The 23592-nt window shown below is 72.7% G+C and carries 18 protein-coding genes and 1 pseudogene; 9 read left to right on the top strand and 10 right to left on the bottom strand.

From position 1 onward, the window contains the following. Positions 1-263: 263 nt before the first annotated feature. Entirely contained in the window at positions 264-890 is a 627-nt protein-coding gene (locus RV983_RS24790; RefSeq protein ID WP_475987930.1) for a TetR/AcrR family transcriptional regulator, read from the bottom strand. Between the two features lie 207 nt (positions 891-1097). Here RV983_RS24790 and RV983_RS24795 point away from each other — a divergent pair, with 207 nt between their 5' ends. The 8 genes from RV983_RS24795 (at position 1098) to RV983_RS24830 (ending at position 10825) form a co-directional block, all read left to right on the top strand. Further along, complete coding sequence (locus RV983_RS24795; protein ID WP_475987931.1) at positions 1098-3587, top strand: glycoside hydrolase family 3 protein; 2490 nt, start codon at positions 1098-1100, stop codon at positions 3585-3587. A 374-nt stretch (positions 3588-3961) separates the two neighbouring features. Next, positions 3962-4129: a hypothetical protein gene (locus tag RV983_RS24800; RefSeq protein ID WP_475987932.1), complete on the top strand. Its 168-nt coding sequence runs from the start codon at positions 3962-3964 to the stop codon at positions 4127-4129. Then, the gene (locus tag RV983_RS24805; RefSeq protein ID WP_475987933.1) at positions 4126-4269 is read left to right on the top strand and encodes a hypothetical protein; all 144 of its coding nucleotides are present in this window, start codon (positions 4126-4128) and stop codon (positions 4267-4269) included. Before RV983_RS24800 ends, RV983_RS24805 begins: the two co-directional genes overlap by 4 nt. 61 nt (positions 4270-4330) lie before the next feature. Continuing rightward, a complete protein-coding gene (locus RV983_RS24810; protein WP_475987934.1) occupies positions 4331-5143 on the top strand; it encodes an EI24 domain-containing protein in 813 nt (270 codons plus the stop codon). 233 nt (positions 5144-5376) lie between these two features. Further along, positions 5377-6132 (top strand): class I SAM-dependent methyltransferase, encoded by a 756-nt coding sequence (locus tag RV983_RS24815; RefSeq protein WP_475987935.1) that lies wholly within the window; start codon positions 5377-5379, stop codon positions 6130-6132. Positions 6133-6255: 123 nt separating this feature from the next. Next, the gene (locus RV983_RS24820) at positions 6256-7476 is read left to right on the top strand and encodes a sialidase family protein (protein WP_475987936.1); all 1221 of its coding nucleotides are present in this window, start codon (positions 6256-6258) and stop codon (positions 7474-7476) included. A gap of 117 nt (positions 7477-7593) precedes the next feature. Further along, positions 7594-8838 (top strand): pyroglutamyl peptidase, encoded by a 1245-nt coding sequence (locus tag RV983_RS24825; protein WP_475987937.1) that lies wholly within the window; start codon positions 7594-7596, stop codon positions 8836-8838. A gap of 400 nt (positions 8839-9238) precedes the next feature. Continuing rightward, positions 9239-10825, top strand: coding sequence for a pyridoxal phosphate-dependent aminotransferase (locus tag RV983_RS24830; RefSeq protein ID WP_475987938.1), 1587 nt, complete (start codon positions 9239-9241; stop codon positions 10823-10825). A gap of 91 nt (positions 10826-10916) precedes the next feature. Here RV983_RS24830 and RV983_RS24835 read toward each other — a convergent pair whose 3' ends face one another. From RV983_RS24835 to RV983_RS24870, 8 genes and pseudogenes are all read right to left on the bottom strand, one after another. Next, on the bottom strand, positions 10917-12089 hold the full coding sequence (locus RV983_RS24835; protein ID WP_475990445.1) for an aldose epimerase family protein: 1173 nt from the start codon (positions 12087-12089) through the stop codon (positions 10917-10919). Positions 12090-12131: 42 nt separating this feature from the next. After that, positions 12132-13388: a multiple monosaccharide ABC transporter permease gene (gene mmsB / locus RV983_RS24840; RefSeq protein ID WP_475987939.1), complete on the bottom strand. Its 1257-nt coding sequence runs from the start codon at positions 13386-13388 to the stop codon at positions 12132-12134. Position 13389: 1 nt separating this feature from the next. Then, on the bottom strand, positions 13390-14940 hold the full coding sequence (mmsA, locus tag RV983_RS24845; protein ID WP_475987940.1) for a multiple monosaccharide ABC transporter ATP-binding protein: 1551 nt from the start codon (positions 14938-14940) through the stop codon (positions 13390-13392). A gap of 66 nt (positions 14941-15006) precedes the next feature. Next, a pseudogene (gene chvE / locus RV983_RS24850) lies at positions 15007-16129 on the bottom strand (multiple monosaccharide ABC transporter substrate-binding protein). Between the two features lie 6 nt (positions 16130-16135). Next, positions 16136-17182 carry a hypothetical protein gene (locus tag RV983_RS24855; RefSeq protein WP_475987941.1) on the bottom strand — a complete coding sequence of 349 codons (1047 nt, stop codon included), beginning with the start codon at positions 17180-17182 and terminating at the stop codon, positions 16136-16138. Between the two features lie 145 nt (positions 17183-17327). After that, positions 17328-18356 carry a zinc-dependent alcohol dehydrogenase gene (locus RV983_RS24860; RefSeq protein ID WP_475987942.1) on the bottom strand — a complete coding sequence of 343 codons (1029 nt, stop codon included), beginning with the start codon at positions 18354-18356 and terminating at the stop codon, positions 17328-17330. Next, entirely contained in the window at positions 18353-19513 is a 1161-nt protein-coding gene (locus RV983_RS24865; protein ID WP_475987943.1) for a mandelate racemase/muconate lactonizing enzyme family protein, read from the bottom strand. The genes RV983_RS24860 and RV983_RS24865 overlap by 4 nt, the downstream gene beginning before the upstream one ends. Positions 19514-19701: 188 nt before the next feature. Then, positions 19702-20592, bottom strand: a complete 891-nt coding sequence (locus tag RV983_RS24870; RefSeq protein WP_475987944.1) for a GDSL-type esterase/lipase family protein — start codon at positions 20590-20592, stop codon at positions 19702-19704. A gap of 258 nt (positions 20593-20850) precedes the next feature. Here RV983_RS24870 and RV983_RS24875 point away from each other — a divergent pair, with 258 nt between their 5' ends. Continuing rightward, positions 20851-21345 (top strand): DUF3145 domain-containing protein, encoded by a 495-nt coding sequence (locus RV983_RS24875; RefSeq protein WP_319662641.1) that lies wholly within the window; start codon positions 20851-20853, stop codon positions 21343-21345. Here RV983_RS24875 and RV983_RS24880 read toward each other — a convergent pair. Next, positions 21333-23471 carry an MMPL family transporter gene (locus RV983_RS24880; RefSeq protein ID WP_475987945.1) on the bottom strand — a complete coding sequence of 713 codons (2139 nt, stop codon included), beginning with the start codon at positions 23469-23471 and terminating at the stop codon, positions 21333-21335. The two genes, RV983_RS24875 and RV983_RS24880, sit on opposite strands and share 13 nt — an antisense overlap. Between the last annotated feature and the right edge of the window lie 121 nt (positions 23472-23592).

Consider the following 23592-nt stretch of genomic DNA (forward strand, 5'->3'; position numbering starts at 1 on the left):
CCGACGCGCCCGCGACGGACCACTGCCCTGTGGCCCGGGGCCGGTGGTTCGGATTCGCCTGGTGGCCGCCGGAGAGCTTCCCGCGTGCATCCACCTGCCAAGCCCCGATGAGGGCCTCAGGGGACACACTCCCGTCCGGCTCGCCGCCCCTGTCCGCGTCGATCTCGTGCACCCAGCCCGCTGGATCGGCCTCGGCCTCTTCGGCCGACGGGCGGAGGCACCCGCCGCGCCAGGCACCGCCGCGGGACTCGAACGGAACGGGCCTAGGCGCCCTCGGGCGTCCCGTCCGCCGTGCGCGGCGCGGTCAGCAGGGCGACGAAGTCGCGGAAGGCGGCGGGCATGTCCACCGCCTCCGGGTCGTGCAGCCACTGCGTCTGGAGGCCGTCCATCACAGCGACGAGCAGCGGTGCGGCCTGTTCGGGGGTGAGGCCGCCGGGCAGGACGTCGCCGTACTCGCTGCGCAGCGACTGCGCCCCCCACTCGCGCACCCGCGCGTAGCGCTCCTTGAAGTACCCGCTCGCCGGGTGGTCCTCGGTGACGCTGTCGCCCGCCAGGACCGTGAAGACCTGGACGACGCCCGGCCGGGTCGCGTTGTACTCGACCAGGCCGGCGACCATCTCCAGCGGCCATGCCGTGCCGTGCAGTGCCGCCGAGGCCATGTCCCACTGGTCGCGCGCGTCCAGCACCGCGATCAGCAGCGCCTCCTTGGTCGGGAAGTAGTGCAGCAGGCCCTGCTGGGTCAGGCCGACCCGCTCGGCCACGGCCGCCAGCGAGGCACCCCGGTAGCCGCGCTCCGCGATCACTTCGAGAGCGGCCTGGATGATCCCGGCCTTGCGGTCCGCGCCGCGGATCGCGCGTCCGAGCCCCCGCCCGTGGTCGTCGGCTGTCACGACCGCGAGCCTAACCGGGCCACGGTGAGTCCGAGTAACGAGCGGGTGACGACACCTACCGATCATCAGGTCGGAGGGCCAGGATGTGGCTGGCACGCGGCAGGAGGAGGGGCCGCCTCGTACCGGTCGGCGCGGTGCCGCGGCCGGAGCAGGCGGGCCCCGTGGGCAAGGCGACGACAACCCGTCCCCGACATGGGAGTTGACCCGATGACCGACACCGAGCGCGCGGCCGCCGTGGAGCAGGCCCTCGGCAAGCTCGACCTCGACACCAAGGCACGTCTGCTGGCCGGGCAGGACATGTGGTCGCTGCCCCCGGTACCCGAGATCGGACTGGGCTCCCTGGTCATGTCGGACGGGCCGGTCGGCGTCCGGGGGGTGCGCTCCACCGCCGACGACCCGTCCGTCGCCCTGCCCAGCCCCACCGCGCTCGCCGCCGCCTGGGACCCCGATCTCGCCCGCCGCACCGGGCGGTTGCTCGCCCAGGAGGCCCGCCGCAAGGGCGTGCACGTGCTGCTCGCGCCGACGGTCAACCTGCACCGTTCGCCGCTGGGCGGGCGGCACTTCGAGACGTACTCCGAGGACCCGTACCTGACCGGCGAGATCGGTGCCGGCTATGTCGCCGGGGTCCAGGACGGCGGTGTCGGCGCCACCGTCAAGCACTTCGTGGCCAACGACGCCGAGACCGACCGCTTCACCGTCGACAACGTCATCGGCGAACGCGCCCTGCGCGAGCTCTACCTCGCCCCCTTCGAGGCCATCGTGAGGAACGCCCGCCCCTGGGGCGTCATGGCCGCCTACAACGGGGTCAACGGCTTCACCATGACCGAGCACCGCCGGCTCCAGAACGAGGTCCTGCGCGAGGAATGGGGCTTCGACGGCTTCGTCGTCTCCGACTGGATGGCCGCCCGCGACACCGTCGCCGCCATCAACGGCGGCCTCGACGTGGCCATGCCGGGCCCGCGCACCGTGTACGGCGAGGCGCTCGCCCAGGCGGTACGGGACGGGCGGGTGGAGGAGTCCGTCGTCGATGACGCCGTGCGCAACGTCCTCCTGCTCGCCGCCCGCGCCGGGCTCCTGGAGGGCGTGCCCGCCGTGGTCCCCGCCGGGGCGCTGCCCGCCGCGGTCGACGGGGACGCCCTGGCCCGGGAGATCGCGCGGCGCTCGTTCGTCCTGCTGCGCAACGAGCCGCGCGAGGGGCGGCCGGTGCTGCCGCTCGACCCCGCGCGGGTGCGCGGCGTCGCCCTGGTCGGCGCCGCCGCGCGCGACGCCCGCGTCCTCGGCGGCGGTTCCGCGCACGTCTTCCCCGCCCATGTCGTCTCCCCGCTGGACGGGCTGCGCGCCGCGCTGCCCGGGGGCACCGCGCTGACGTACGCCGTCGGCGCCGACCCCAGTGACGAACTGACCCCCGCGGAGCAGGGGTTCACGCTGCGCGCGCTGTGCCGTGACGCGGGCGGACGGCCGCTGGGGGAGACCGCCCTGCCGAGCGGCCAGGTGCAGTGGATGGGGGGCGACCTGCCCGACGGCGTCGCCTACGACGCGCTCCACACCGTCGAGATCACCGGCACGTTCACCCCCCGCGAGAGCGGCGCCCACCACTTCGGCACCCGCGGCCTCGGCGGCTTCCGGCTGGTCGTCGCGGACACGGTCGTCTTCGACGGCGTGCAGGAGATGGGCCCGGAGACCGACCCGTTCGAGGCGTTCTTCGGCGCGCCCCTGGACAGGGGGACCGTCGAGCTGGAGGCGGGCGTGACCGTTCCGGTCTCCCTCGGGTACGACGTGTTCAAGATCGAGGACATGCCGATCCAGGCCGTCGCGTTCTCCCTCGTCCACGGCGGACCGCGGCGCGATCCGGACGAGCTGATCGCGGAGGCCGTCGCGGCCGCCCGTGACGCCGAGGTCGCGGTCGTGGTCGTCGCCACCACCGAACGGGTCGAGAGCGAGGGCTTCGACCGCCATGACCTGCGGCTGCCGGGGCGTCAGGACGACCTCGTGCACGCGGTCGCCGCGGCCAACCCGCGCACCGTCGTCGTGGTCAACTCCGGCGCCCCCGTGGAGCTGCCGTGGCGCGAGGAGGTCGCGGCCGTGCTGCTCGGCTGGTTCCCCGGGCAGGAGGCGGGCGCCGCGCTGGCCGACGTGCTGCTCGGCGCGGAGGAGCCCGGCGGGCGGCTGCCCACCACCTGGCCGGTGACGCTCGCCGACTCCCCGGTCACCCGGGTCGAGCCGCGGGAGGGCGTCCTGGCCTACGAGGAGGGCGTCTTCATCGGCTACCGCGCCTGGGACCGGTCGGACGTGGCCCCGGCGTACGCCTTCGGGCACGGACTCGGCTACACGGACTGGGAGTACGAGGACGCCCGCCACGAGCCCGCCGGCCACGACGACGCCGGCACCCTGGGCGTCGTGACGGTGCGGCTGCGCAACACCGGGGACCGGGCGGGGCGTGAGGTCGTCCAGGTGTACCTGGCGGTCCCCGAGGACGACCGTGCGGACCGTCCACGCCGTGTCCTCGCGGGCTTCGTCTCCGTGGAACTGCCCGCGGGCGGCGCCACGGAGGTCCGCGTGCCGCTGTCCCGGCGGGCCGCCCGCACCTGGGACGAGGCCGCCGGCGCCTGGCGTACCCCGACCGGCACGTACACCGCCGAGATCGGCCGCAGCCTGGCCGACCGCAGGCTCACCGTGCGGGTGGCCGTGACCGGCTGACGGGTGCGGGCGGCCTTCACGGGGCGTGGGGGGTGTCGCGGTCGGTCATGGCCCCGTCCGGCCGGCGGCTCAGCGGGCCGGTGGCGGTGGCCGTGGCCGGCTGTCGGGGGAGGCGGTTGGTGCCTCCCGCGCCCGGCGCAGCCGGCCCGGTACGTATGCCGCCGGGGTGGGCCGCAGTCCGGCCGGCCGGAGGCTCGTCGCGCGGGGTGTTGCGTGGGGCGCTCGCGGGCGGCCTGCACGGGGCGTGGGGACTGGTCCCCGGGGATGCGGTCAGTGCAGGGTCGCCGACAGGAGGGCCACCGCGCCCGCCCAGGGGCCGGGGCGGGTGCCGGCGGAGACGGGCACCCGCCAGGGACAGCGGGGCGCCGAAGGGGGTGAGCGCGGGCACGGTCGACGGCGGCGCCGGGACCGACCTGACGGAGATCGACGGCGGGAGCACCGGAACGGTCCGCGGCACCGAGGCCGACATCATCGACTCTCCGCCGACGCCGACGCCGACGCCGACGCCGACGCCGACGCCGACGCCGACGCCGGTGCCGTGAACGGCGGCGCGGGCGCCGACTTCATCTCCGTCGAGGCCGACGACGCGGGCCCGGGCACCGTCACCGGCGACACCGACACCGACGTGTGCCTCGTCGACGCCGAACCGTCGGGCCCGGCGGACTGCGAGATCGTGGCCTGATCCCGATCCGCGGAGGCCGGACGGTCCCACCGTCCCCGGGACGTCGCATACCCTGTCGCGCATGCGAGATCTTGCGACCGGGATACGTCACTTCGTGGACGGCCAGCGCTGGGTCGTCCGGCACGGCCGATGGTTCGGTTTCGGGCTGCTGCCCGCGCTCATCACCCTCGTCGGCTATGTCGCGGCACTGGTGGTGCTGGCGTTCTGGGCCGACGACGCGACCGCCTGGGCGACCCCCTTCGCCGACGACTGGGGCTCGCCGTGGCAGGGGCTCTTCCGCGGTCTGCTCACCGCCGTCGTCTTCGGCGGCGGTCTCGTGCTGGCGGTGATCTCCTTCACCGCCGTGGCGCTGCTGGTCGGGCAGCCCTTCTACGAGTCGCTGGCGGAGCGCGTCGACGACACCGAGGGCGGCGCCCCGGCCGACCCGGGCATCCCGCTGTGGCGCGAACTGCTGCGGTCCGCCTGGGACAGCCTGCGGGTGCTGGTGCGCGTCACGGTCTGGACCGTCGCGCTGTTCGCCGCGGGCTTCATCCCCTTCGTCGGGCAGACCGTCGTGCCCGTCGTCGGCTTCTGCGTCTCCGGCTTCTTCCTGGCCCTGGAACTCAGCGGTGTCGCCTTCCAGCGCCGCGAGGTGCCGCTGCGCGAGCGGCTGCGGATGCTGCGCGGCCGGATGATGCTGAGCCTCGGCTTCGGGGTGCCGCTGGTGCTGTGCTTCCTCGTGCCGGTCGTCGCGGTCTTCCTGATGCCGGGGGCGGTGGCCGGCGCCACCCTTCTCGTCCGCGACCTGATGCCGCCGCAGGCGGAGGAGCAGCACGCCGAGCCGGAGGCGGTGCCCGCGACCGCGCCGCGCCCCCTGGACTTCCGCAAGCCCTAGCCCCGGCCACCGCTGCGAGGTCCCCAGGCACGGCTGTCCCCCACGAGGACGACTCCCCGCCCTGTACCGCACCCGGGGGCGCCCCCAGCGGCAGCCGGGGGAGGCGCGGGACCCGCTCCCCGGGCTGCCGGCGCCGATTCGACGGCAGATCCCGGCCCCGCGGAGGGAACCGTTCCCCGTCCCGCACGTGACCTGAACAGTGTCGGGTGACGGCAGGACGCGAGGGGGACGCGATGACACAGCGAGCCGACCAGTACGACGACAACCAGCGGAGCTACCGCACCTATTGGGACGGCCGCGGCTACGAGCACGACGCCGAGGTCGCCGCGCTGCGCCGGCTGCTGGCCGGCCGCCACTTCGGACACGCCGCGGACGTCGGCGGCGGCTACGGGCGCCTCGTGCCCGTGCTGCGGGAGTTCGCCGACCGGGTCACGCTGATGGACTCCAGCCGCCGTCAGCTGGACGACGCGGAGGAGTTCCTGGCGGGCCTGGCGGGCGTCACCACGCGGCTGACGACCGCGTCCGGTCTCGGCCTGCGCTCCGGCAGCGTCGACCTGGTCACCATGGTCCGGGTCATGCACCACCTGCCCGACCCGGCGCCCGCGCTGGCCGAGATCGCGCGCGTCCTGCGGCCCGGGGGCACCGCGGTCGTCGAGAGCGCCAACCTTGCGCACGCCGCCAACCGGCTGCGGTACGCGGCACGGCGGCGGCGCGTCCCGCTGGAGCCGGTGGACATCCGTTCCGCCGCCAACCGCGAGCGCGACAGCATCCCCTTCGTCAACCACCACCCGCGCACCGTGGCGGCCCAGTTGGAGGCCGCCGGGCTGCGGGTGCAGCAGCGGCTGTCGGTGTCGAACCTGCGCAGCACGCGACTGAAGCGCGTGGTGTCGCGGGGCACGCTGGCCCGCGCCGAGGAGGCGCTGCAGCGGCCGCTCGCGCGGGTGACGTTCGGGCCGAGCATCTTCTTCCTCGTGCGGAAGGCCGCGTAGCACGTCAGGCCCCGTGAGCGGTCTCCGCGGCACGCCGCGCCGGGCGGCCGCCGGGACGGGGACAGGCGCAGCCCTTTTGTTACTGTCCGGATTGTTTGTGCCGGTCGGTGCGGGGAGTGGCGCGTGGTGCGGTGGGCTGGGCGTCTGGTGACGGCCGTGTGCGCGGCCCTGGCCGCGGCGTGTCAGCACGCGGGCATGACGGAACTGGCGGCGTCCGGCGCCGGGTGCGCGCCGACCCGGGTCTTCGTCTCGGGCCAGAAGGGCTACAGCACCTTCCGCATCCCCGCGGTGGTCCAGGTGCCCGGGTCCGGCGCGGCGGGCCCCGTGCTCGTCGCCTTCGCCGAGGGCCGGCGGGAGTCCGGCGCGGACCACGGTGACGTCGACGTCGTCGAGCGCCGATCGACGAACGGCGGTTGCACCTGGACGGCGCTGCGGAGGGTCGCGGACGCCGGGCCGAACACCCTGGGCAACCCGGCACCGGTGGTGGACCCGTCCGGGCGGCTGGTGCTGCTGACCACCCGTAACGGCGCCGCGGCCACCGAGGCCGACATCATGTCCGGCGACATCGTCCCCGCCGACGGGCGGCGCGTCTTCGTGCGGTCCAGCGACGACGCCGGGGCCACCTGGTCACGGCCGCGGGAGATCACCGCGCAGGTCAAGCGCCCCGGCTGGCGCTGGTACGCCACCGGCCCCGGTCACGGCATCGCGCTGACCTCCGGTCCGCACAAGGGCCGGCTGGTCGTCGGCGCCGACCACTCCGTCACCCCGTGGCAGGACAGCGGGGACAACGGCTCGGAGCCGCGCTGGTACGCGGGCCACAGCCTGCTGAGCGACGACGGCGGCAGGACCTGGCGGATCGGCTACGTCGACGCGGCCGGCGACGGCCGGGTCAATGTCAACGAGACCGCCGTGGCCCAGCTCCCCGACGGGCGCGTCTACTTCAACGCACGCGACCAGAAGGGCACCGACCGCGGCAGCCGGGCCCACGCCTGGAGCGCCGACGGCGGCGAGACACTCCAGGCACCCTTCAGGACCGTTCCCGGGATCATCGCGCCGTCCGTCGAGGGCAGCCTGCTGCAGACGTACAACGGCCGCGGCTCGGGCCCGTTGCTGCTGGCCGCCCCGGGCGAGCCCCGGGACCGGCTGGGGATGACGGTGCGGGCGAGCCTCGACGACGGCGTGACCTGGTCGCGCGGGTACCGGGTGTCCGACGGCAAGGCGGCCTACTCGGACCTGGTGCAGATCGACAGCAAGCACGTCGGCCTGCTGTACGAGACCGGGCGTGCCACCACGTACGACACCATCACCTTCACCCGGCTCACCATCGCCTCCCTGCTGCGCTGACCCGCCGGACGCCGGACGCCGGGGAGGGGGCCCGCTGGCGTTCCGCCGTGCGGGTCAGGGATGCTGGGAGGCCGCGTCCATTCGACGTGCACCTGATGGGCTCGGAGGTTCCCCGAAGTGCGGCTCCCCAACCGGACCGGCGTGCCGGCCCCCGCGCCGCCCGCCGGCGTCCCCTCCACGACCACCCCCGAGGTCGCCACCGCCGTCCCGGCGCCGACCGTGGAGGAGGCCCGGCTGGACCGGGCAGCGCCCCAGGAGATCCTGCGCCGCAGCGGCTTCGACACCGCGGCCCCCCGCTTCGCCCGCGCACTGGCGGCGGCGCACTCCAAGGGCGCGGCGTACCGCGTCGTGCGCCGCCACGGCCGCGCGCTGTGGCAGGACGCGGTCGGCAGGGCACAGGGGCGCGGCCCGGCCGGCGGCGACCTCAGCCGCGACGACGACCGGCCGCTGTACTGGGCCCGGCTCGCCCTCACCCTGGCCCTGCGCGCGTGGCAGCCGTCCTTCCCGCTCGGGGACGCCGGGCGCGCCGCCCTGGTGGACCTGCTGGAACGGACCTCTCGGGGCCAGGACACCGTCCGGCGGCCCGCGGTCAGGGGTGTCAGGCGCATCCTGCTGACCGGCTTCGACCCCTTCCGGCTCGACGACGACATCCGCCGCAGCAATCCCTCGGGTGCCGCCGCGCTCGCCCTGGACGGCGTCACGATCCACACCGCAGAAGGGCCGGCCCGCGTGGAGGCCGTCGTCTTCCCGGTCCGCTGGGACGACTTCACGCGGGGCGCCGTCGAACGCGCCCTGCGCCCATGGTTCCGTCCGGGCCCGTACCGCGTCGACCTGTTCGCCACCGTCAGCCAGGGCCGGCTGGGCCGCTTCGACCTCGAACGCTTCAACGGCGCCTGGCGCGGCGGTCACCCGGACAACGCCGACGTCCAGGTCACCGGTCCCGTTCCCGTCCCGTACGGCCACGGGCGGCCGCAGTGGACCACCACGGGACTGCCGTACGAGGCGGTCATCGCGGCCGGGACCGGGCCCTTCCCGGTGCACGACCGCACCGCGGTCACGGAGATCCCGGCCGGGGCCACCGCGCCCGTCGTCAGCGACTCGGGCCCGACACCCGGCTCCGCAGCGCGCGCCGGTGGCGGCGGCGACTATCTCTCCAACGAGATCGCCTACCGCGCCACCTTGCTCCGCGACGTACTCGCGCTCCCCGCGCCCGGCGGTCATGTCCACACCCCTCTACTGCAGTTCGGACCCGGCAACACCGACCCCGGCACCGGCACCGTCACCGACCCCGAGTTCGTGGCCAGCCGCCTGGCCATCACCGCCCAGCTCCGCGCGATCCTCACCGCGGCCGCCGGCGGCTGAGACGGACCGGGTGCGTCACACCCGTCGGCGTCCCGTCACGGGCGGAAGCCGCTGCCTGGTGCTGCCGGGGCCGTGACCGGCAGCGAGCCGGGGGCGCGCGGTGGAGACGGGGCGCCCCGCCGGCACCCCCGCGCACCGGCCGCGGCCCCTGGGGGTGGAGACGGGGCGCCCCGCCGGCACCCCCGCGCACCGGCCGCGGCCCCTGGGGTCCGCGGGGAGCTGAACGGAAGCCGGGACGGAGCCGTAAGGGACTGCGGAAGAACGCAAGACAGCCAACCCGTGCACCTCCTGTCCCCTCCGTGTCCCCATGCCCATCGGTGAGGGACGGGCGACAGGGCTGTGCGGGCAAGGGGAAGCAGGCCGCCGCGGCGCGGCCTCTGTGATCGAGGGAGGTCCTGCCGTGACCGTCGCCGTCGGCGTCACCGGTGATGCCACCGAATTGTTCCGCGCCAACACCGCGCACAGTCCCTCGTACTTCGCTCTGCGCCGCGCCGGTGGCGCGTCCTCCCCCGAGGGGGCGGCCGACATCGTCGACTTCTGCGTCCCGTGCAATCCGTACTTCCCGAGCCCGGCGATGTACGAGAAGCTCCAGCGCTCGATGCAGGACATCCTCACCTACTACCCGAGCAGCACCGACGTCATCGCAGGCGAGCTGTGCTCGCTGCTCGGCCTCAACCCGCAGACCGTCGCCATGGGCAACGGCTCGACCGAGCTGATCACCTGGATCGACCACCTCCTGGTCCGCGACAGCCTCGCCATCCCCATACCGACCTTCGGCCGCTGGACCGATCAGCCGATGGAGACCGGCAAGCGCGTCGACATGTTCCTCCTGCCCGAGGCCGCCGGGTTCGCCCTCGACCCGGCGGCCTTCGTCTCGTTCGTCCGGGCCCGCGGCTCGCGCACCGCCGTCATCTGCAACCCGAACAACCCCGACGGCGGCTTCCTCCCCAAGCACGCGGTGGTCGGCCTCATGGACGCCCTCTCCGACCTCGACCTGGTCGTCATCGACGAGTCCTTCCTGGACTTCGCCGACGCCGAGGCATGGCCGAGCGTGGCGGCCGAGGCCGTCCTGCGGCCCAATGTGATCGTCCTGCGCAGCCTCGGCAAGAACTTCGGACTGCACGGCATCCGCTTCGGCTACATGGTCGCCAACCCGGCCCTCGCCGGGAAGGTGCGGCGGATGCTGCCCAAGTGGAACCTCAACTCCTTCGCCGAGGCCGTCGTCTTCATGCTCAAGGACCATCGGGAGGAGTACGCGCAGAGCCTGCATATGGTCTCCCGCGACCGTCAGGAGATGATCTGGCAACTGGCGGCGCTGCCCGGCCTGACGGTCTACCCGTCGCAGGGCAACTTCGTCTTCGTCAAGCTGCCCGACGGCGTGGACGGCGCCGTCCTCCGCGACCGGCTGCTCGCCGAGCACGGCGTCCTGGTCCGCGAGTGCGGCAACAAGCTCGGCAGCAGCAGCCGCTTCATGCGCCTGGTCGTGCGGCCGCAAGAGGACGTCCAGCGGCTCCTGACCGGGCTGAGCACGGTCCTGTACGGCAGCACCTGGTACGCCGCCGCGCCCGAGGCCGCGCCCGCCCCCGCGCCGGAACCGGCCCCGCAGGTCCAGCAGCTCCCGCAGATCCAGCCCGCGCCGCAGCCGGTGCCCGTCCCGCAGCTGCAGCTCCCGCAGGGCCAGCCCCCGCAGCCGGTGTACGAGCAGCAGGCCCCCTTTCCGCCGGCGCCGCCGGTGTACGAGCAGCAGCGGATGGCCCCGCAGCCGGTCTACGAGCCGCAGCCGATGGGCCCGCAGCCCGTGTACGAGCCGCAGCCGATGACCGCCCAGACGCAGATGCAGATGCCCCCGCAACCCTCGCAGCCGCAACTGCCGCAGCCCCCGGTCCCCGACCTCTACCCCGCCCTGACCACCGGGGTGCCGCCCGCCTTCGCCTCCGCCACCCCGGGCTCGCCCAGACCGGCGCGCTATTGGCAGGACGCGTCCTGAGCAAGACGGCCCGGAGCGGCCCGGACCGGCCCCGGACATGGAACGACGGCGGCCGGGGCACAGGCCCCGGCCGCCGTCGCGGACGTCCGGATCAGCGGACGCCGAAGGAGTGCACGGTGGTGCTGCGGTACGTCTGCCCAGGACGCAGGACCGTCGAGGGGAAGGACGGGTGGTTGGGCGAGTCGGGGAAGTGCTGGGTCTCCAGGCAGAAGCCGTCACCCTGCCGGTAGACGTGCCCGGAGGAACCCGCGAAGGCCCCGGTCAGGAAGTTGCCGGTGTAGAACTGCACGCCCGGCTCGGTGGTGGCGATGCGCAGCGTGCGTCCGGAGACCGGCTCGGTGACCGTGACCGCGTGCTCGGGTCGGGCCGTGCGGCCCTTGTCGAGCACGAAGTTGTGGTCGAAGCCCTGGCCGTACAGCACCTGCTGGTGGGCCGTGCGGATGTCGCGGCCGATCGCCTTCGCACTGCGGAAGTCGAACGGGGTGCCCGCGACGGGTGCCAGTTCGCCGGTGGGGATCAGCGTGGAGTCCACCGGGGTGAAGCGGCGTGCCGCGATGGCGACCTCGTGGTCGTAGACCCCGCCGTTGCCCTCGCCGCGCAGGTTGAAGTACGTGTGGTTGGTGAGGTTGACCACCGTCGCCTTGTCGGTGGTGGCGCTGTAGTCGATGCGCCACTCGCCGTCCGGGGTCAGCGTGTAGACCACCCTGACCTTGAGCGTCCCGGGGTAGCCCATCTCGCCGTCGGCGCTGGTGTAGCGCAGCACGAGCCCCGCGTCGCCGCCGGCGGTGAAGCTCTCGACCGCCCAGACCCGCTTGTCGAACCCCTTGTCGCCGCCGTGAAGGCTGTTGGGCCCGTCGTTGACGGGCAGCTGGTACGTCGTGCCGTCGAGCGTGAAGCGGCCCCGGGCGATCCGGTTGCCGTACCGCCCGATCAGAGCGCCGAAGTACGGGCTGCTCGCCACATAGGCGTCGATGTTGTCGAAGCCGAGGGAGACATTGCCCCGTCGCCCGTGGCGGTCGGGCAGTTCCAGGGTCTGCACGATCCCGCCGTACGACAGCACGCGGAGGGTGATCCCGCCGTTGTGTACGGTCCAGATGTCGACCTTGGTCCCGTCCTCCAGGGTCCCGAAGTGTTCCTTTGTCACCTTTGTCCTACCCGCGGGCCCCTTCTTGACAGGGGCGGCCGACCCGGTCGTGCCGGCCGCTTGGGCGCTGGTCCCGCTGATCACGGGAGCGACCGCCCCAAGCGCCGCGCCCGCGATCAATGTACGTCTGTTCACTTGCGGCTCCTTCGTTAGGTGCCTGCTTTACGAACCGACCTTGCGCTTGTTCCAGACGTCGAAGCCGACCGCGGCCAGGAGTACCAGGCCCTTGATGACCTGCTGGTAGTCCGTGCCGATGCCGACGAGCGACATCCCGTTGTTGAGGACGCCGAGCACCAGGCCGCCGATGATGGCGCCCAGCACGGTGCCGACGCCGCCGGTGGCGGAGGCGCCGCCGATGAAGGCGGCGGCGATCGCCTCGAGCTCGAAGTTGATCCCGGCCTGCGGGACGCCCGCGTTGAGGCGGGCGGCGTAGACGAGACCGGCGAGGGCCGCCAGCACGCCCATGTTGACGAAGACCAGGAAGACGACGCGCCGGTCCTTGACGCCCGAGAGCTTGGCGGCGGCCTGGTTGCCGCCGAGGGCGTAGACGTGCCGGCCGATGACCGCGTTGCGCATCACGAAGCCGAAGACGATCAGCAGTCCGGCCAGGATGAGCAGCACGATCGGCACGCCGTGGTAGCTGGCCAGCGTCATGGTGAAGGCGAACGCACAGGCGACGATGGCGAGCAGCTTGAGGAAGAAGAAGTTGCGCGGCAGCACGTCGAGGTCGTAGGAGAGCTGCTGGCGGCGGTCGCGGATCTCCTGGATGACGGCGATGGCGATGACCAGGAGGCCGATCAGCAGGGTGAGGTTGTGGTAGTTCGTGTGCGGCCCGACCTCGGGCAGGAAGCCGTTGCCGATCTTCTGGAAGCCGGTGGGGAAGGGCGAGACGGACTGGCCCTCCAGCAGGATCTGCGTGCCGCCGCGGAAGAGCAGCATGCCGGCCAGCGTCACGATGAAGGACGGGATGCCGACGTACGCGATGAAGTAGCCCTGCCAGGCTCCGGCGACGGCGCCGATGAGCAGCGACGCCACCAGGGCCAGCGGCCAGGAGACATGGTGATGGATGATCATCACGGCCGCGGCGGCGCTGACGAAGGCGGCCAGCGACCCGACGGACAGGTCGATGTGACCGGCGATGATCACCACCATCATGCCGATGGCCAGGATCAGGATGTAGCTGTTCTGGCCGATCAGGTTGGTGACGTTCTGCGGCTTGAGCAGGATGCCGCCGGACCATACCTGGAACAGCGCGGCGATCAGCACCAACGCGATGATCATGCCGTACTGGCGCATGTTGCGCCGCGCGGCCTGCAGGAGGTAGCCGGCGGTTCCCGCCGGTCCGCTCCCTGCCGCGGCCGCGGCCGTGCCTCCGGCGGGCGGCGGAGGAGTCTGTTCGGTCTTCACCGGGCTGCCCATCTCAGTTCCCTCGGTCCATGGTCATGTGGCGCATCAGCACTTCCTGGGTCGCGCTCTCGCGCGGGATCTCTCCGGTCAGCCGGCCCGCCGACATCGTGTAGATGCGGTCGCACATACCGAGCAGTTCCGGCAGTTCGGAGGAGATGAAAACGACGGCCTTGCCCTGGGCCGCCAGGTCGTTGATGACCGTGTAGATCTCGTACTTGGCCCCGACGTCGATGCCGCGCGTGGGCTCGTCGAGGATGAGGATCTCCGGTCCCGCGAAGATCCATTTGCTGAGGACGACCTTCTGCTGGTTGCCGCCGCTCAGCTTGCCCGTGGTCTCGAAGACGGTGGGTGCCTTGATGTTCATCGTCGCGCGGAAGGACTCGGCGATCCGGGCCTCCTCGTGCTGGTTGACGATGCCGCGCCGGGCCACCTTGGACAGCGCGCTCAGCGAGATGTTGCGGCTGATGTCCTCGATCAGGTTGAGCCCGTAGTGCTTGCGGTCCTCGGTGACGTAGGCGATGCCGTGGGCGACCGCCTCGGGGACCGTGCGGGTGCGGATCTCCTGGCCGCGCAGATAGACCCGGCCGGAGATGCCGCGGCCGTAGGAGCGGCCGAAGACGCTCATGGCCAGTTCGGTGCGGCCGGCGCCCATCAGCCCGGCGATGCCGACGATCTCGCCGCTCCGGACGTTGAGCGAGACCCCGTCGACGACCTTGCGCTGCTGGTCGAGCGGGTGGTGCACGGTCCAGTCCTCGACCGCGAAGGCCACCTCGCCGATGTCCGGCTCCCGCTCCGGGAAGCGGTGGTCCAGGTCGCGCCCGACCATGCCGCGGATGATCCGCTCCTCGGTCACGGCCGGGGTGCCGTCCTCGGCGGTGGCCTTCATGTCCAGCGTCTCGATGGTCCGGCCGTCCCGCAGGATGGTGATGGAGTCGGCGACCCTGGCGATCTCGTTGAGCTTGTGCGAGATGATGATGCAGGAGATGCCGTGCTCCTTGAACTCCAGGATCAGGTCCAGGAGTTTGCGGCTGTCCTCGTCGTTCAGGGCGGCCGTCGGCTCGTCCAGGATGAGGAGCTTGACCTCCTTGGACAGCGCCTTGGCGATCTCGACGAGCTGCTGCTTGCCCACGCCGATGTCGGCGACGCGGGTGCTGGGCGGGTCGGCGAGCCCGACCCGCTTCAGCAGCCGGCCCGCGTGCCGCAGTGTCTCGTTCCAGCTGATGACACCGCGGGTGGAGTGCTCGTTGCCGAGGAAGATGTTCTCGGCGATGGACAGGTAGGGCACCAGGGCGAGCTCCTGGTGGATGATCACGATGCCGCGCTGCTCGCTGGCACGGATGTCGCGGAAGGCGCAGGGCTCCCCGCCGAAGAGGATCTCGCCTTCGTAACTGCCGTGCGGATAGACCCCGCTGAGCACCTTCATCAGGGTCGACTTGCCCGCACCGTTCTCACCGCAGATGGCGTGGACCTCGCCCTCGGCCACTGTCAGGGTGACATCGGAGAGCGCCTTGACCCCTGGGAAGGTCTTGGTGATGGAGCGCATTTCGAGGACGGGTCCGGCCATTCCTGCTTTCCGTTCTACCTCGGATGGAGGGGGGTGACGATCGTTCGTCGTGGTCCGGCTCCGCGACTACTGGAGCTCGGACTCCTTGATGTAGCCGGAGTCGACGACGATCTCCTTGTAGTTGGACTTGTCGACGCTGACCGGCGGCAGCAGGAAGGTCGGGACGACCTTGGTGCCGTTGTCGTAGGTCTTGGTGTCGTTGACCTCGGGCTTGCCGCCGGTGAGGACCGCGTCACCCATCTGGACGGCGACCTTGGCCAGTTCGCGGAGGTCCTTGTAGACGGTCTGCGCCTGCTCGCCCGCGATGATCGACTTGATCGAGGCGACCTCGGCGTCCTGGCCGGTGACGATCGGCAGCGGCTTCTTGCCGGTGCCGTAGCTGACGCTCTTGAGCGCCGAGATGACGCCGCGGGAGATGCCGTCGTAGGGGGACAGGACCGCGTCCACGTTGGCGGAGGTGTACGACTTGCTCAGCAGGTCGTCCATGCGGGCCTGGGCGGTGGCGCCGTCCCAGCGCAGCGTGGTGACCTGGGTGAGCCCGGTCTGGCCGCTCTTGACCACCAGCTGCTTCTTGTCGATGTACGGCTGGAGCACGTCCATCGCGCCGTTGAAGAAGTACTTGGTGTTGTTGTCGTCGGGCGAGCCTGGCGAACAGCTCGATGTTGAAGGGGCCCTTCTTGCTGCCGTCCTTCAGCCCGAGCTTGTCGACGATGTAACCCGCCTGGAGCTGGCCGACCTTGAAGTTGTCGAAGGTGGCGTAGTAGTCGACGTTCTGCGAGCCGAGGATCAGGCGGTCGTAGGAGATGACCTTGATGCCCGCGTCGTGTGCCTGCTGCAGCACGTCGCTGAGGGCCGAGCCGTCGATGGCGGCGATGACCAGGAGCTTGTCGCCCTTGGTGATCATGTTCTGGATCTGGGCGACCTGGTTCTCCACCTTGTCGTCGCCGTACTGCAGATCGGTCTTGTAGCCCTTGGCCTGGAACTGCTTGACCATGTTGTCGCCGTCGGCGATCCAGCGCTCGGAGGACTTGGTGGGCATGGCGATACCGACGGTGCCGCCCTTTCCACCGTCCTTGTCGCCGCCGTTGCTGTTGTCGCTCTGCCCGCAGGCGGTCGCGGTGGCCCCGAGGGCGAGGGTGGCTATCAGCGCGGCTGTGGTGCGCAGGTGGGCGGCTCTGGCGATGCGCATGGCTGATCAGATCCTTTCGGGGGCCAGGCGGGGGTCGGCCGCGTGGCCCTGGTCGGTCGTGATGTCCTGGGGAAAGCGGTGGAGCGGGCCCGGCAGTCGCGCACCCAGCGGGGAGAGCCCGCCGTCCGCGCCGAGCCGGGAGAGCAGGTCGAGCACGAGGCGTCCGCGGCGGACCCGTTCGCGGGCGGTCGCCAGGGCGACGTCCCGCAACTGCCGTCCGTACGGGTAGATGCCGGGGGCCTTGCTCAGGCCGAACTTGAGGTAGATCGGGGCGCCGCGGCGGATCAGTTCGGCCGCGTCGTAGAGCCGGACGAAACCGCCGAGGTCGTCGGGGGCCTCGATGTAGAAGTCCATCGGGGCCCGGCTGGTCCGGCGGATCTCGGTGATCTGCTGGAGGGTCAGGTCGGAGGGGATGTTGATGGAGTCGGCGCCCAGCCGCTCCCACACCGCGTAGGCGGCCGGGTTGACCGGGCCGACCAGCGCGGAGACCTTGAAGGTGGTGTCGGCGGGCAGCAGGCCCTGCTCGCGCAGCCGGTGCAGCAGCCACAGCACGCCCTCGTCGGCGACGAGCAGGCAGCGCACGCCCAGCGCGGCCGCCCGCAGGGCGTCCTCGACACAGCCGGCCACCTGGTCGTGGCCGCGGGCGCGCAGGCCCCCGCCGCGGGAGTCGGTCCGGGTGGCGGAGCCGATGTCCCAGGTGCCGCGAGGACCGGTGAACAGGCAGAGTTCGACGTCGCGTTCGGCGCAGGCGGTCACCATCTCGGTGATCTCCGCGTCGGTCAGCATCCAGATGCCGCTGCCCTGGCTGATGCGGTGCACGGGCACGTCGAGGCGTTCGGCCTCCTCGAGCACGGTGGCCAGCACCTCGGGACCCTCCACGGAGGGGATCTCGGTGCGCCAGGTGCCGCCGTCGGGGAAGGAGTGCGGGGAGGCGTCGGCCGGGTCGTCCGCGGGGGCTCCGTGACCGAGCAGGGCGAGAGCGAACTGCCCTGGGTGACGGGGGCCGGGGGCGGTACCGGTCCCGTCGGGACTCGGGGTGGAAGCGTCGGTCACGGTGCTCCTTCGTCGGTGCCGGTGGTGCCGTTCCAGATCTGCGCGGGGTGTGGGATGTCCGAGTTGTTCGGCATATCGGACGACGTTCGGGTCTTTGGGTATGGGCCGGTACGGAGCGGGCATCGTCGTCCGGGGCGAGGCGGGGTCATGGGCGCAGCAACACCTTCCCCACCTTCGGGTCCCGGCCCGCCAGCAGCCCGAGCGCCCCGGCGTAGTCCTCCAGGGGCAGTTCGTGCGTGACAAGGGGGGCCGGGGTGAGTACCCCCGCGCCGAACGCGCGCACCGTGTGCGCCCACGCGGCGGGCGGCGCCCCGAACACCGTGTGCACGGTCAGCTGGCGCACCACCAGGTCGGTCGGGTCCAGCGCCTGCGCGGCGCCCGGTTCCGGGATGCCGGTCAGCGCCAGCCGGCCGCCGCGGCGCAGCAGCCCCGCGCCGGTCCGGGCGGCGGAGGGGGAACCGGCCGCCTCCACGACGAGGTCGAAGTCCGCGGCGTCGTCGTCCGGCAGTTCGGCCGCCGTGCGGAACATCGTGGCGCCGAAGGACGCGGCCAGTTCCTCCCGGTCGCGCTGGGTGCCGACCACGAGCAGTTCGGCGGGGGACACCGCGGCCAGGAACTGCACCGCCAGCATCCCGAGCGTGCCGGTGCCCACCACGGCCACCCGTTCGCCCGGCGCGGCCGGGGCCTTCAGCAGCGCGGCCGCCACGCACGCCGCCGGCTCCAGGAGCGCGGCGGAGCGCAGGTCGGCGTCGTCGTCCAGGACGTGCAGCAGCCGGGCGGGCAGGGTGAGGGTGTCGGCCATGGCGCCCGGCCGCGTGAAGCCGGTCTCCTCGTACGGGGCGCCGCACAGCGTCGTCTCCCCGGCGTGGCAGCGGTCGCAGACCTGGCAGTTGCGGAAGCCCTCGCCGACGACCTTGCGGCCGGCCAGGTCCGCGGGCACGCCGGGGCCGACCGCCTCCACCGTGCCGGACCATTCGTGGCCCGGGGTGACGGGGTAACGGACGTATCCCTCGGGACGGGTGCCCGCGTACACCTCGCGGTCGCTGCCGCAGATGCCGGCCGCGTACACGCGGACCAGCGCCTCGCCCGGGCCGGGCGCGACCGGTTCCGCGGGCACGATCCGGTGCCGGCCGGGTCCGTCGAGGACGACGGCGCGGGGGGAGGCCGCGGTCACTTCGTGCCACCCGGCTGCCGGCGCTCCCAGCCCTCGGCCCACAGGTCGAAGCGGGCCTGCTGCTGGGGGAATTCGGCGGCGGCGTCCACGTCGAGCTCGACACCGAGGCCCGGTGCGTCCGACAGGGTGAAGTACCCGTCGGGCCCGACCACGGGGGCGCCCTTGACGACCTTCTTGATCTCGGAGTCCGCGAAGTCGTTGAAGTGCTCGAGGATCTTGAAGTTGGGGGTGCAGCCCGCCAGTTGCAGACTCGCCGCGGTGAGCACCGAGCCGCCGACATTGTGCGGGGCGACCAGCACGTAGTGCGTCTCGGCGGTGGCGGCGAGCTTGCGGACCTCGTTGATGCCGCCGATGTGCCCGAGGTCGGGCTGGATGATGTCGGCAGCCTGGAGCTCGAACAGCTCGCGGAACTCGTAGCGGTCGTGGATGCGTTCGCCGGTCGCGATCGGCAGGTCGGTGTGCGCGGCGACCTTCGCCAGGGCCTTGAGGTTCTCCGGCGGCACCGGCTCCTCGATCCAGCTCGGCTTGAACGGGGCCAGATCGTTCGCGATCCGGATCGCGGTGGCCGGGCTGAAGCGCCCGTGCATCTCGACGAGCAGCTCGGCCTCGGGCCCGATCGCGTCGCGGACGGCCTCGATGAGGGAGACGGCGTACGAGGTGGCGGCGTGGTCGAGCTCGAAGTGGCCGGTGCCGAAGGGGTCGATCTTCAGCGCCCGGTAGCCGCGCTCCACCACCGCGCGGGCGGCCTTGTGGTAGGCCTCCGGGGTGCGTTCGGTGGTGTACCAGCCATTGGCGTACGCCTTGACCTTCTCGTTCACCTTGCCGCCGAGCAGCTGCCACACCGGCACGCCGAGGGCCTTGCCCTTGATGTCCCAGCAGGCCATCTCGATGACCGCGATGCCCGACATGACGATCTCGCCGGCCCGGCCGTAGTCGCCGTACTTCATCCGCCGGACGAGGTCCTCCACCGCGAAGGGGTCCGATCCGGTGACGTGGTTGGCGGCAGCCTCGTGGAGATAGCCGAGCAGCGCGTCGGTGTGCCCCAGCATGCGCGTCTCACCGACGCCCGTCAGGCCCTCGTCGGTGTGGACGAGCACGTAGGTGAGATTGCGCCAGGGAGTGCCGACCACGTGGGTGCTGATGCCGGTGATGCGCACGGAAATGGCCCCTTAAGGACGGTCGTTCGAGATTTCGTCACCCGTTCGAAATGTTGAAGGGACCGTAGTTACGGGCTCCGGGCGGTGTCAATGGCTGAGTCGCCCAGGTGTCGGCGTTGTTGCCGAAGTGAGTCCGGAGCGCGCGCCGGATGTCCGCCGCGCCGCCGTGTACGACCGGGCCCGCACGCCTACCGGGCGACCGCGTCGGAGCCGAAGGCCGCGCCGTAGACGATGCCCGCGAGCCGCGCCTGCCCCCGGGCGCTGGGATGGAACCAGTCCCAGGGACTCAACTCGGCTTCGGTGAAGCGGTAGTCGAAGACCGCGCCGCCGTCGGAGCGGCAGCGCTCGTAGCGCGCGCACTCCTGCGCCAGGGCGCCGTTGTAGGCGATCACCCGCTCCCGTACCGTCTGCCGCCGCGCGTTCGCCGCCGCGTCCGTCGACTCGGGGTCCGCCAGCATCGAGGGGCACAGACCGAGCTTCCAGATCTGCCGTCCGAGCGCGTTGCGCCGTCCGATGTCCCACAGTCGCAGCAGGTCGGGCACGCTCGCGACGAAGACCTGTGCTTGGGGCAGCCCCTGGTGCAGGGTGCGCAAGGCGGTGGCGAACTCCCGGCGGTACGTGTCCACCGGGGTCATCCGGGCGGTGCTGGGCGCGCACGCGTCGTTGGCGCCCATGAGGATCACCACCTGCTGGGGCCGCAGCGCCACGGCCCGCTCCGCCTGGGCCGGCAGGTCGGCCATCCGCGCGCCGCTGGCCGCCAGGTTCCAGCTCTCGGCGGCGGGGCGGGGCAGCAGCCGGGTGGCGACGCTGCTCACCGGGTCCCCGCTGCCGGTCGCCCAGGACAGTTCCGGACAGTCCGTCAACACGCCGCACGCGTCGAAACCCCGGGTGATGGAATCCCCGAGGGCGGCCAGTGAGGCCGGCCGGGTGTTCCAGGCGAGGGCGGCCGAGGCGCTCGGACGGGGGCTCGCGGCATCGCTCCGGGCGGCCGCCGGGTCCCCCGTCCCGGCCCCGGAACAGGCCGCCACCAGCGCCGTTGTGAGCAGGCCGGCCAGGACGGCGGTGGCGCCGCGGCACACCGGGCCGGAGCGACTCCCGCATCGCTGCCCCCTCGGACGAGTGGGTGACTTCTGGGTGATCCCGACAGTACGTCACTCCTCGGGAGACGCCGCGCGGTAGCTTTTTCCCTGACGCCTGAGGGGAAAGAGGTGATCAGAAGTCAGATCTTGTCTCATTCGTTATGATTAGTGCAGAATGTCCAGTGCTGTCCCGGATGGCTCGGTTATGGGCATGAGGCCGCTGGGGAAGGCGTACCTCGTCCCACACTGGAGGTCCCGGTGACGACACGTGGAGTTCTGTACGTGCACTCCGCGCCGCGCGCGCTGTGCCCACACGTCGAGTGGGCCGTCGCGGGCGTGCTCGGCGTGCGCGTGAACCTCGACTGGATCCGCCAGCCCGCCTCCCCGGGCACCTGGCGGGCCGAGTTCTCCTGGCAGGGAGACCCCGGCACCGCCTCCAAGCTGGCGTCCGCGCTGCGCGGCTGGCATCTGCTGCGCTTCGAGGTGACGGCGGAGCCGTGCCCCTCCGCCGAGGGGGAGCGCTACAGCAGCACCCCCGAGCTGGGCATCTTCCATGCCGTCACCGGCATCCACGGCGACATCCTCATCCCCGAGGACCGGCTGCGCGCCGCGCTCGCCCGGGCCCGCAAGGGCGAGGCCGACCTCGAGACCGAGGTCGCCAAGCTCCTCGGCAAGCCCTGGGACGACGAGCTGGAGCCCTTCCGGTACGCGGGCGAGGGCGCCCCCGTCCGGTGGCTGCATCAGGTGGTCTGACGCTCCCTCGGCTCCCCGGCCCCCGCCGCGGGGTCCTGCGGCGTGCCACCGGCCTCCGCGCACCGCGCCGCGGCTCCCGGCCACCACACCCGCGGCCCGATGTCCCGTACCAGCGCGGGCACCAGCAGCGAACGCACCAGCAGGGTGTCCAGCAGCACCCCGAACGCCACGATGAAGGCGATCTGCACCAGGAAGGCCAGCGGGATCACGCCCAGCGCCGCGAAGGTCGCCGCCAGCACCACGCCCGCCGAGGTGATCACGCCCCCGGTGGCGGTCAGGCCGCGCAGGACGCCCTGCCGGGTCCCGTACCGCAGCGTCTCCTCGCGGACCCGGGTCATCAGGAAGATGTTGTAGTCGACGCCGAGCGCGACCAGGAAGACGAAGCCGTACAGCGGGACCGAGGCGTCCGTCGCCGAGAAGCCGAACACATGCGGGAAGACCAGCGCCGACACACCCAGGGTGGCGGCGAAGTTCAGCGCCACCGTGGCGACCAGCAGCAGCGGCAGCAGCACGCTGCGCAGCAGTGCCACCAGGATCAGCAGGATGATCGCCAGGACGACGGGCACCACGAGCGTGCGGTCGCGCCCGGCGGTGCGCTGGGTGTCCAGCTGCTGCGCGGTGTAGCCGCCGACGACCGCCTCCGCGCCGGGCACCGCGTGCACGGCGTGCCGCAGCCGCTGCACGGCGGCCTTGGCGGCGTCGCTGTCGGCGGCGTCCTGGAGCGTCACCTCCAGCAGCGCCCGGCCGCCGGCGACCAGCGGCTCGCCCTGACCGGGCCGGCCGGAGGCCGTGACCGCGGCGGCGGAGGAGACACCGGAGGTGCGTTCGGCCACCCGGGTCACCTGGGTGAGCCGGTCAGCGGCGGCGACCACCACGGCGGGGTTGCCCGAGCCGCCGGGGAAGTGCTCGCCGAGGACGCGCTGCGCGGTCACCGAGGGGGCCTGGTGGACGAAGATCTCGTCCAGCGGCACGCCCCGGGCGGTCAGCGCGGGGGAGAAGGCCGCGCAGGCGGCCAGCACCGCCAGGCTGACCGCCCAGACCCGGCGGGGCGCCCGGTCCACGAGCGCGGCCACCCGCTGCCACACCCCCCGGCCCCCCTCCCGTGCCGGCTGCGGCCGGGCGGGCCAGTAGGCGGCCGGTCCGAGCAGCAGCAGGACGGCGGGCAGGAAGGTGAGGCTGCTCGCCACGGCGCAGACGATCCCGACCGCGCCGACCGGGCCCAGTGCCCGGTTGTTCGTCAGGTCGCTGGCCAGCAGGGCGAGCAGTGCGAGTGCCACGGTGGCGGCGCTCGCCACGATCGCCCCGGCCGAGCGGCGCAGCGCCGCCCGCATGGCGGCGAACCGGTCTCCGCGCCCGGCGAGCTCCTCGCGGAAGCGGGCCGACAGCAGCAGGGCGTAGTCCGTGGCGGCGCCGATGACGAGGATCGACAGGATGCCCTGCACCTGGCCGTCCACCCGGACCGCGCCGTGGTCGGCGAGCACGTACACCACGCCGCAGGCGAGGCCGAGGGAGAGGACCGAGCCGGCGATGATGACCAGGGGCAGCAGTACCGCGCGGTAGACCAGCAGCAGGATCACCAGCACCACGCCGAGGGCGACGAGCAGCAGCAGACCGTCGATGCCCGCGAAGGCGTCGCCGAGGTCGGCCTGCGAGGCGGCCGGGCCGGCGATGTGGGCGGTGGTGCCGGGCACGCGCCCGGCCGCGGCGGAGATCCGGTCGACGGTGCCCTGCACCTGCCGCCCGAGGTCGGGACGGAGTTGGAGCACGCCCTCCAGCGCCCGGCCGTCCCGCGAGCGCAACGCGGGGGACGGGTGTCCGGTCACCCCCTCGGTGCCGGCCAGGGAGGCAAGTGCCGCGGTGGCGGCGTCGCGCTGGGCGTCGGTGACCGGGCCGCGGCCGGAGGTCCAGACGACGATGGCCGGCACGGTCTCGCCCCGGCGGAACACCTGCCGTTCGGCGAGCGCCTTGGTGGACTCGGCGCTGCGCGGGAGGAAGGCCGCCTGGTCGTTGGTGGAGACCTCGCCCAGCTTGCCCGCGTAGGGGCCCAGGGTGCCGCCGATCCCCAGCCAGGCGACCAGCAGCACCACGGGGAGCAGCCATCGGACGGTGCGCGGCACGGATGTCATCGCTTCTCCCGTGGGGGTGAGTGCGGGTGCTTCCCTCTGCTGTCCACAGGATATATCTCACTGATCAATTATCTTAACCGTCGAGATTATTTACGATGGGGGAGTGCCTGATCACGTACAC

Source organism: Streptomyces sp. RLA123 (assembly GCF_056270165.1).